The following is an 8,905-nucleotide window of genomic DNA, read 5'->3' on the forward strand; positions in this document are numbered from 1 at the left end:
ATGAAACACAATTCCAATTGAGGGTTATTGCATGTTTAAAAAATCTCTGGTCCTGATGGCATTATGTGGCGCCTCTTTCGCAGCATCCGCAGTTACTGTCGATCTCCGTCATGAATTTATTGACGGCGGTAAAACTGATAAAACGAACGCTGACCGCGTTTCTGTCTCTCACCGTTTTGCAAACGGCTTTGGTTTCTCCGTTGAAGCAAAATGGAAATCAGGTGGTAACAACACCGATCAACCGTTCTCTGACTTCGTCGGTAACGGTCATGAAGAATCTATTAGCTACCAATACAAATTTAATAAAAACTTCTCCATTCAGCCTGGCTTTAATATTGAAAGTAACGACAGCCGTTCTATTTATAAGCCGAACCTGCGCGTTCAATATAGCTTCGACAACGGCTTCTACGTAGCCGCGCGTTATCGTTACGACTACACCCGTTATCCGTCAAATGCCAATAAAGACGATGACAAAGTTAACCGTGGTGATGCATGGGCTGGTTACGTGTTCGGTGACTGGCGTACCGAGCTGAACTACGTCTATGCACGTAGCTCAGAAGGCAATGCACGTAACAACAACAAGCCATATTCTCAGGAATATAACGTGAAAGTGGCATATAAAATCGACAAAAACTGGGCTCCGTATGGCGAAGTGGGTAACGTAGGCGTCAACGATCGTGATGACCGCCAGACCCGTTTCCGTGTGGGTGTCGCTTACTCCTTCTAATTGCCTCCTGCTTTAGTGAAACCCCCGGCGAAGCTGGCCGGGGTTCTCTACTTTTCCCTGCAAACCTTGCCACACCTTATTTGTACTCCGCCTGAATAATTTAATTAATGTTAAAGCGCAGTTGTGTCGCTATTACCCCACGTCTTTCGTATTCACATCATCGAAGAGGTTCGTGTATGGACAGCGCTATCGTCGTAGTATTACTTCTCATCGTCTGTTTCCTGATTCTGGGGGGCGGATGGTTTCTCATCATGCGCACAGAAATGAAAATAGAAAAAAAGATGCATACTGAATTCGAGTTAAAAAGAGAAGAGGAAAAACAGCAAAAGATACTACAAAAATATGAGGAGTTGCTGGCGATGGAAATTGAGTGGCACACCCAGCGGCTGGCCAGCATCAGTTTTTTTATTGCCAAATTAAAGAAAAAGCAGGATGCCGAATATCGTAGTACGCAGCCCAGCATTAATGGTGATAACACGCAGCTTCATTCGAAAATAAAGGCGCTGATCTTCATTTACTTCCCGCATCTGCAGGATGATTACGCCAAGCTTTGCAAGCTGGCCGATTGCACGGTCTATTTTGATTATCTGTACGGGCGTTCAAACGACGGCACTCGCGTGTTGCGCGACCTGTCCGACAAAATGCAGAAGTTCGCTGCCCAATCTACCGAGTTCCAGAACCGAATCCGTAACGAGGTCACGGTGAAATGAGTGGCGGTCTCCATCGCCCCAGGTCTATGCTTAGCCTCGAACCCATATAAAAAATAGAGGCAATGTCATGGATAAGGAACTACAGGATGCGGGCTATCGCGTCTATACCGGGGAAAAGATTGATGTCTATTTCAACACCGACATCTGCCAGCACTCCGGCAATTGCGTCAGAGGCAGCAGCAAGCTGTTTAACCTGAAGCGGAAACCGTGGATTATCCCGGATGAAGTGGACGTTGCCACGGTGGTGCGGGTGATCGATACCTGCCCAAGTGGGGCGCTGAAATACCGTCATCATGACTAAGCGAGGGTGCGATGGAGATTCTGGAAGGGCATAACAAGTTTTATGTGAATGATGCAAACGGCAACCAGGTGGCGGAAATCGTCTTTGTGCCGACCGGCGAGCATTTGAGCATTATTGAGCACACCGATGTCGACCCCAGCCTGAAAGGGCAGGGGGTCGGGAAACAGCTGGTGGCGAAGGTGGTGGAAAAGATGCGCCAGGAACAACGAAAAGTGATCCCTCTGTGCCCGTTTGCCAAGCATGAGTTTGATAAGACTCGCGAATACGACGATATTCGCGCCTGACCTTTTTGCGCCAGCGCAGGCTGGCGCGATTTCCTCGCTTTTAGCGGAGCTGTTCAATGATCAGCATCGCCGCGATAGCCACCATCAATCCTCCGGATATCCGGCTGACGACCCGCGCGGCCTGTGGACGGCTGGTGAGTAGCGCACGTGAACCGTAACCTACCAGCAGATAGATGAGCGTACAGGTCAGCAGATGCATCAGCCCCAGCGCCGACATTTGCAGTGCCAGCGGCCACTGACCGTGTGGATCGGTAAATTGCGGCAGCAGCGCCAGAAACAACAGAAAAACCTTGGGATTCAGGCCGCTGATGCACAGCCCTTTCAGCACCCACCGATTCCAGCCGCCGCTCTGCAGGCTGGCGCTGGAGACCGTTGCCGGGTGGCGCAGCAGGGAAATGCCTAACCACAATAAATAGAACGCGCCCAGTAGCGTGATAGCCGACAGCGCCAGCGGATGCCCGGCAATCAGTACGCCAACGCCCGCGACCACCACGATGGTCGCCAGCAGATGCCCGGACATCAGCCCGGCTACCGCCGGAACAATGCGCCGACCGTGGATTCCGGCGCTGATGGTGTAGGCCCAATCGGCCCCTGGCGTCATGATCAGCAAAAACGACACCAGCCAGAAACCGGCCACTAAGCTCATCTCCATGACCCACATTCTCCATTATTTTTCATTGCGTTATCCCCGAAAACCCTGACCCGATATCGAGAAAGAATATCGTTATTTCCGCGCAATGAGCTTTCAATGTTATGCTGGAATTTCGCGCGCAGAGAGAGAATCTTCTAAATGGATAGCATTGATCGAAAAATTCTTGCTGAACTACAGGCGGATGGCCGTTTATCTATCACCGAGCTGGCTGAACGGGTAAACCTGAGCCTCTCGCCGTGCCATCGACGCCTGCGGGCGCTGGAGCATGAGGGGGTGATTACCGGCTATCGCGCCAACCTTGATCCAGGCAAGATGGGCTTCAATTTTGTGGCGCTGGTGTTTGCGACGCTTAAAGAGGGTGACCGCAAAGCGGTTAGCGCCTTTGAGGAGGCGGTGGAAGAGATCCCACAGATCGTACTGGCCCAGCGGCTGTTTGGCGACCCCGACTATTTAATGCAGGTGGTCACGCGCGATCTCTCGTCGTTCCAGAAGCTCTACGACCAAAAGCTCTCGGCCATGCCGGGCGTACAGCACCTGCGCTCGACGCTGGTGATGAAAACCGTCGTGCAGGATCGCGCTTTCCCGCTGGAGACGCTGAAAGAGAAATAGTTGGCTGAAACGTTTCATGTGTTAAAGTAGGGCGACAGGGGATGGCATTCCCCCTTGAACCGCCGTGTGGCTGATGATGCCTGTTTTTATTCCTGGACCGGGAATGAACAGGCACACCTCTACCGCGTCCAGGATGATCAATTCATCTAAGGATGCGTCCATGATTTCTGAACACTTCGCGCGTAAAAATACGCTTTTCTTTCTTTTGCAGTGGCTGCTGCTGGCGACAGTGATTGCTATGTTGGCCGGTTCCGCCTCCGCGCTCTTCCTCTTTTCACTCGATTGGGCAACCGCGACGCGCATCACGCATCATTGGCTGATCTGGCTGCTGCCGTTTGCCGGTTTTGCCGTCGGCTGGCTCTACCTGCGCTTTGGCCGCTCGGTAGAGGGCGGGAATAACCTGATCCTTGAAGAGGTACATCGCCCGGCGAACACCATTCCTCTGCGGATGGCGCCGTTGGTGTATATCGGTACCGTCGTTTCGCATCTGTTTGGCGCGTCGGTTGGGCGTGAAGGCACTGCGGTGCAAATGGGCGCTTCTATCGCTGACCAGTTTACCTCGTTGCTCAAGCTCAATAACGACGCGCGCCGAATGGTGTTGATGGCGGGGGTCAGCGCTGGCTTCTCCTCGGTATTCGGCACGCCGCTTGCCGGCGCTATTTTCGGTCTTGAGGTGATGGCGATTGGCCGCATGCACTACACCGCCATTTTCCCCTGCCTGCTGGCGGCGGTGGTGGCTGACCAGGTGGGGCTGATGTGGGGTGTACACCATACCCACTACGCAATGTCGTTGATTCCGTCACTCTCCTTGTGGACGCTGGGGGCGGTGATGGCTGCTGGCTGCTGTTTTGGCCTGGCGGCGCGCGTCTTTGCTGATGCCACGCACCTGATTGGCGGTGTGATGAAAAAATACGTGGCGTATGCGCCGCTACGTCCGTTTATCGGCGGGGTGATTGTGGTATTGGCGGTCTATCTGTTGCAGGGGGATCGTTATATTGGTCTTGGTATTCCGGTGATTGTTGATGCTTTTCAGCACCCCCTGGCACCGTGGGACTTTCTCGGCAAGCTGGCTTTTACCGTCATGTCGCTGGGCAGCGGTTTTAAAGGCGGTGAGGTGACGCCTTTATTCTATGTCGGTGCCACGCTGGGTAACGCGCTGGCGCCGCTGCTACATCTTCCGTTCGCTTTCCTGGCCGGCCTGGGCTTTGTTGCTGTCTTTGCCGGGGCCGCCAACACGCCGATCGCCTCGACGTTGATGGCGATTGAGCTGTTTGGCGCGGAGATTGGCGTGTATGCCGCGATGGCCTGCGTGGTCGCCTGGCTGGTCTCCGGCTATAGCGGAATCTATCGTTCTCAGCGGGTTGCTTGTCTGAAGCATCGGGTGGTGCCCGTCGGGATCACACTGGCGGAACTTCCGGCCTGGCAGCGTAAAAATTTGCGCCCGCAGCCTCCAGTGGATGAAGCGAAAGCGGATAGCTAATAACGTATTGTTGTAACGGAGTGGAATTCTTATTGCGAAAATGTAAATAACGAACTCAATATTTGTTATTTCAGAATGGCTGCGCATTCTGGCTATCTTGGTTCCAGCCCAACTATCAGGCATCGAATCAGGAGAAAACCAGAATGAGCAGACAAATCAAATTAGGTGCTTTTCTTCCCGGCGGCGGCCAGCATATTGCGGCATGGCGTCATCCGGATCAGCCTGCCGACGGCGCAACCAGTTTTGAATTCCACAAACAACTGGCGCAAACCGCCGAACGCGGGCTGTTTGATGCTTACTTCCTGGCCGATGGCCTGGCGATTCCGGCTTCTGGCGTGACCGATGGCGGCACCGCCAAGGTGGCCGGTTTTGAACCGGTGACGCTGTTTTCCGCGCTGGCCCCGCTGACCAACAATATCGGCTTTATCGCGACTGCCTCGACCACTTATGAAGAGCCGTACAACCTGGCGCGCAAGTTTGCCTCGCTGGATTTAATCTCCGGCGGCCGTGCAGGCTGGAACGTCGTGACCACGGCGACGGAGGCTGCGGCGCATAACTTCAACCTCGATACTCAGCATCCGCACGAATATCGCTATCAGCGGGCGAAAGAGCACGTTGAAGTGGTCAAAAAGCTGTGGGACAGCTTCGAGGATGACGCGTTCCTGCGCGATAAAGCCTCCGGCCAGTTCTTTGATCGCAATAAAGTGCACGACACGAATCACGTCGGCAAATTCTTTAAAGTTCGCGGGCCACTGAATGTGCCGCGTTCTCCTCAGGGCCAGCCGGTGATCGTGCAGGCCGGGCAATCTGAAAGCGGACGTGCGCTGGCGGCTGCCACCGCCGAAGTCATTTTCACCTCACACCAGCATCTGGAGACGGCGCAGGCCTTCTATCGCGATATTAAATCTCGCGCCAGAGCAGCAGGCCGCAACCCGGATCACGTGCTGATCATGCCCGGTGTCGCGCCGTTTATTGGCCGTACCGAAGAAGAGGCCAAAGAGAAATACCACAAGCTGACTTCGCTTATCGTCGAAGCCGACGGCATTGCGCTACTGAACGGCCTGGCCGGTGGGGGGATCGACCTGGGTAAATTCGATCCTGATGGCCCGCTGCCGCCGCTGCCGGTAACCGAAGGGATGAAATCGCGTCCGGAACTGATCCGCCAGATCGCCGACGAAAACAACTTCACCATTCGCCAACTCTACCAGTGGGTTGCGACCGCGCGCGGGCACTTTACCGTGGTAGGAAGCGCGGAGCAGGTGGCCGACACGCTGCAGGCGTGGTTTGAGAACGAGGCCGCAGATGGTTTCAACGTGTTGCCGCCGTGGCTGCCGGGCGGGCTGGATGACTTTATCGAGCTGGTGGTGCCTATTCTGCAAAAACGCGGCCTGTTCCGTACCCAGTATGAAGGCAAAACGCTGCGCGAAAACCTGGGGCTGCCGTTTGCCGATAACCGCTACAGCGCTGCGCGCAATGCCAAAGTGGCTTGAGGAGGATCTATGTTCTATTCCACCACCCGAATTCGCCTGAAGGCTCGCCAGACAACCGCGCCCGCCTACCGGCAATGGTATCAGCGCAGCCTGTCGCTGATTGCTCGCTACGGCCTGCTGGTGCTGTTTTTTGCCGGCTGGCAAATCGCCAGCACCGCAGGCTGGCTTAACGCAGCGGTGATCCCGCCGCTGGATAAAATCTTTGCCGCGCTGTGGAACGGTATTACTCAGGGCGCACTGCTGGGTGACATCACCATCAGTTTACAGCGCGCCGGGTTAGCCTTTGCCGCCGCTATCGTGGTGGGGATTCCGCTGGGGCTGTTTATGGGACAAATACGCCCGCTGGAGCAGGCGCTGGATCCTATCTTACAGCTCTTCCGCCAGACCTCGGCGCTGGCGCTGTATCCCATCTTTATCCTGCTGCTGGGCCTGGGCGAAACGTCAAAAGTGTTCGTTATCTTTTGGGCGGCGCTGTTCCCGATTCTGCTGTCGATCATTAGCGGTGTGAAAGAGGTGGATGGCAAGCTGCTGGAGATGGCGCGAACCTTTGGCGCCGGACGACTGACGCTGTTTTACCGGGTGATTGTTCCTGCCTCGGTGCCGTCCATCTTTGTTGGGCTGCGTCTTTCCGCGACGACCGCGCTGCTGCTGCTGATTGCCGCAGAAATGATTGGCGCGAATCAGGGGATCGGTTTCCGGGTGATGAATGCGCAATATAACTTCCAAATACCGATGATGTTTGCGGCGATATTCCTGCTGGCGTTTGCCGGGCTATTAGCGAACGCCATTCTGGTCCTGTTGCAGCGTCGTCTGTGTCGCTGGAACTCACGTAACCATTAATTTTGCACGTTATTTTGCGTTTTTAAATTTAGCCTGATGGGAATTTCAATAATGAAAAAACAGATCTCTTTTGTGTGGGTGGCGATACTTTTCCTCTTTGGCATCAGCACATCAGTGCGGGCTCAGGAAGCGGTCACGATGCGCTATATGGCGAGCTACGGCGGTATTTCCGCCCACGAATTAGCCGACGCGCTGGGTTATTTTAAGGATACCGGGGTGTCGATCAAAAATGCCGGTTATGCCAGCGGTGGCCCGGAGTCTTTATTTGCGCTGGCATCGAACAGCATTGATATCGGATCGGCAGCCACGCCGGCGGTGATTAACGCCATTGCTAACGGTAACGATTTTGTCGCCGCTTACCCTACCAACGGTATTAACGAGACCACCAAATCTATCTTCTACGTGAAGGAAGATAGCCCGATTAAATCGATCAAAGATTTAGCCGGAAAAAGCGTGGCGGTGAATACCCTGGGAGCGCACCTGGATTACACGTTACGCGAGGCGCTGCGTCAGGCCCATCTGCCGGAAAACGCGGCGAAACCGGTGGTCGTGCCGGGCCCGCAGCTGGAACAAACTTTACGCTCTGGTCAGGTCGACGTTGCGGCATTTGGCTACTGGCAAACCACTTTTGAAGGGTCGGCGCGCAGCCACGGCGGCCTGCGTCCAATCTTCAACGATGCCGACGTACTCGGGCCGATTGCCGGCGGCTTCACGGTGCTGCGTGCTGACTTCGTTAAGCAGCACCCTGATGCGGCGCGCATCTTCGTGGTGGAGTCGGCGCGTGCCCTGGACTACGCTCGCGACAATCCGGAAAAAGTGCGCGAAATTATGGCCAAAATCCTTAAGGAACGCGGTGAGAACCCGGAGGTCGCGAAGTACTTTACCGGCTACGGCGTGCGTAAAGGCGGCCAGTCTGAACCACACGACGTGCAGTTCTGGCTGGATATCCTCGAGCGTGATGGCGTGCTGAAAAAAGGTCAGCTCAAGGCCTCTAATATTTTGCTGAAAACGGAAGGTGTGTGATGACTGCGACACTTCAGACGCCACGCGGCGATATTTCGATTCGTAGCTTACGCAAAACGTTCTCGCTGGAAGGTAAACCGTTCGACGTTTTCCGCGACCTGAACTTACAGATTGAGAGCGGGCAGAGCATTGCCATCGTTGGGCCGAGCGGCTGCGGGAAAACCACGCTGCTGCGTATTCTGGCGGGGCTGGAAACGCCGGATGCGGGCGACGTGGTGATTGACGGTCAGGCGGTGCATGGCATGAGCCGCGAGCGCGCGGTGATTTTCCAGGAGCCACGCCTGCTGCCATGGCTGACGGTGCTGGAGAATGTCAGCTTCAGCCTCGACGTACAGGGCGTGCCGCGCAAGCAGGCCAGAGCGCGGGCGAAAGAGGCGATTGAGCTGGTGGGCCTCAGCCACTGCGAGCAGGCGCTACCGAACCAGCTTTCCGGCGGCATGGCTCAGCGTGTGGGAATTGCCCGCGCCCTGACCATTCAGCCAGAAATTCTGCTGCTGGATGAACCGCTGGGCGCGCTGGATGCGATGACTAAAATCACCATGCAGGAAGAACTGGTCCGTATTCGTGATGCGGAAAAGATGACGATGGTGCTGGTGACGCACGATCTGGAAGAGGCGATTTATCTCGCTGACCGGGTGCTGATTCTGCCGAAAATTAAGGGCGACCCGATTCGCACTATTGAAGTTTCGCTGCCACGCCCGCGCGAACGTAGCAGCACAGAGTTCGTCGTCCTGCGTCAGCAATTAATGGCTGAGTTTGGTCTGCATTAATTATTGTTTGTAATATGCG

The 8,905-nt window shown here is 55.1% G+C and carries 11 protein-coding genes and 1 riboswitch; of the genes, 10 read left to right on the forward strand and 1 reads right to left on the reverse strand.

All coding sequences use genetic code 11. The features are described from left to right. Positions 1–31 precede the first annotated feature (31 nt). The 4 genes from NNN71_RS21935 (at position 32) to NNN71_RS21950 (ending at position 2,022) form a co-directional block, all read left to right on the forward strand. A complete protein-coding gene (locus NNN71_RS21935; protein WP_064542854.1) occupies positions 32–727 on the forward strand; it encodes a porin in 696 nt (231 codons plus the stop codon). 176 nt (positions 728–903) lie between these two features. After that, positions 904–1,437, forward strand: coding sequence for a hypothetical protein (locus NNN71_RS21940; protein WP_167575080.1), 534 nt, complete (start codon positions 904–906; stop codon positions 1,435–1,437). A 67-nt stretch (positions 1,438–1,504) separates the two neighbouring features. Beyond that, a complete protein-coding gene (yjdI, locus tag NNN71_RS21945; protein ID WP_064542861.1) occupies positions 1,505–1,738 on the forward strand; it encodes a 4Fe-4S mono-cluster protein YjdI in 234 nt (77 codons plus the stop codon). Positions 1,739–1,749: 11 nt separating this feature from the next. Next, positions 1,750–2,022: a GNAT family N-acetyltransferase gene (locus tag NNN71_RS21950; protein WP_163446079.1), complete on the forward strand. Its 273-nt coding sequence runs from the start codon at positions 1,750–1,752 to the stop codon at positions 2,020–2,022. 40 nt (positions 2,023–2,062) lie between these two features. Here NNN71_RS21950 and NNN71_RS21955 read toward each other — a convergent pair whose 3' ends face one another. Further along, positions 2,063–2,674 carry a LysE family translocator gene (locus NNN71_RS21955; RefSeq protein WP_223803889.1) on the reverse strand — a complete coding sequence of 204 codons (612 nt, stop codon included), beginning with the start codon at positions 2,672–2,674 and terminating at the stop codon, positions 2,063–2,065. A gap of 138 nt (positions 2,675–2,812) precedes the next feature. On the opposite strand from NNN71_RS21955, the gene NNN71_RS21960 reads away from it, so the two are divergent. From NNN71_RS21960 to NNN71_RS21985, 6 genes are all read left to right on the forward strand, one after another. After that, positions 2,813–3,283, forward strand: a complete 471-nt coding sequence (locus tag NNN71_RS21960) for an Lrp/AsnC family transcriptional regulator (RefSeq protein ID WP_271459333.1) — start codon at positions 2,813–2,815, stop codon at positions 3,281–3,283. 28 nt (positions 3,284–3,311) lie between these two features. Next, positions 3,312–3,373, forward strand: a riboswitch (Fluoride riboswitch). 70 nt (positions 3,374–3,443) lie between these two features. Beyond that, the gene (locus NNN71_RS21965; RefSeq protein ID WP_271459334.1) at positions 3,444–4,763 is read left to right on the forward strand and encodes a voltage-gated chloride channel family protein; all 1,320 of its coding nucleotides are present in this window, start codon (positions 3,444–3,446) and stop codon (positions 4,761–4,763) included. Between the two features lie 143 nt (positions 4,764–4,906). After that, positions 4,907–6,253, forward strand: coding sequence for an LLM class flavin-dependent oxidoreductase (locus NNN71_RS21970; RefSeq protein ID WP_163446082.1), 1,347 nt, complete (start codon positions 4,907–4,909; stop codon positions 6,251–6,253). Positions 6,254–6,262: 9 nt separating this feature from the next. Further along, positions 6,263–7,093: an ABC transporter permease gene (locus NNN71_RS21975; RefSeq protein WP_271459335.1), complete on the forward strand. Its 831-nt coding sequence runs from the start codon at positions 6,263–6,265 to the stop codon at positions 7,091–7,093. 51 nt (positions 7,094–7,144) lie between these two features. Next, complete coding sequence (locus tag NNN71_RS21980; protein WP_163446084.1) at positions 7,145–8,116, forward strand: ABC transporter substrate-binding protein; 972 nt, start codon at positions 7,145–7,147, stop codon at positions 8,114–8,116. Further along, a complete protein-coding gene (locus NNN71_RS21985) occupies positions 8,116–8,886 on the forward strand; it encodes an ABC transporter ATP-binding protein (protein ID WP_064542884.1) in 771 nt (256 codons plus the stop codon). Before NNN71_RS21980 ends, NNN71_RS21985 begins: the two co-directional genes overlap by 1 nt. Positions 8,887–8,905: the final 19 nt, after the last annotated feature.

The sequence above is a fragment of the Kluyvera sp. Awk 3 genome (assembly GCF_028069715.1).
Taxonomy (GTDB): Bacteria; Pseudomonadota; Gammaproteobacteria; order Enterobacterales; family Enterobacteriaceae; genus Kluyvera; species Kluyvera georgiana_A.

Bases quoted from the DNA above. Each gene is read 5' to 3' on its own strand.
- NNN71_RS21935 (WP_064542854.1), top strand. From the start codon at position 32: ATGTTTAAAAAATCTCTGGTCCTGATGGCATTATGTGGCGCCTCTTTC.
- NNN71_RS21940 (WP_167575080.1), top strand. From the start codon at position 904: ATGGACAGCGCTATCGTCGTAGTATTACTTCTCATCGTCTGTTTCCTG.
- yjdI (WP_064542861.1), top strand. From the start codon at position 1,505: ATGGATAAGGAACTACAGGATGCGGGCTATCGCGTCTATACCGGGGAA.
- NNN71_RS21950 (WP_163446079.1), top strand. From the start codon at position 1,750: ATGGAGATTCTGGAAGGGCATAACAAGTTTTATGTGAATGATGCAAAC.
- NNN71_RS21955 (WP_223803889.1), bottom strand. From the start codon at position 2,674: ATGGAGATGAGCTTAGTGGCCGGTTTCTGGCTGGTGTCGTTTTTGCTG.
- NNN71_RS21960 (WP_271459333.1), top strand. From the start codon at position 2,813: ATGGATAGCATTGATCGAAAAATTCTTGCTGAACTACAGGCGGATGGC.
- NNN71_RS21965 (WP_271459334.1), top strand. From the start codon at position 3,444: ATGATTTCTGAACACTTCGCGCGTAAAAATACGCTTTTCTTTCTTTTG.
- NNN71_RS21970 (WP_163446082.1), top strand. From the start codon at position 4,907: ATGAGCAGACAAATCAAATTAGGTGCTTTTCTTCCCGGCGGCGGCCAG.
- NNN71_RS21975 (WP_271459335.1), top strand. From the start codon at position 6,263: ATGTTCTATTCCACCACCCGAATTCGCCTGAAGGCTCGCCAGACAACC.
- NNN71_RS21980 (WP_163446084.1), top strand. From the start codon at position 7,145: ATGAAAAAACAGATCTCTTTTGTGTGGGTGGCGATACTTTTCCTCTTT.
- NNN71_RS21985 (WP_064542884.1), top strand. From the start codon at position 8,116: ATGACTGCGACACTTCAGACGCCACGCGGCGATATTTCGATTCGTAGC.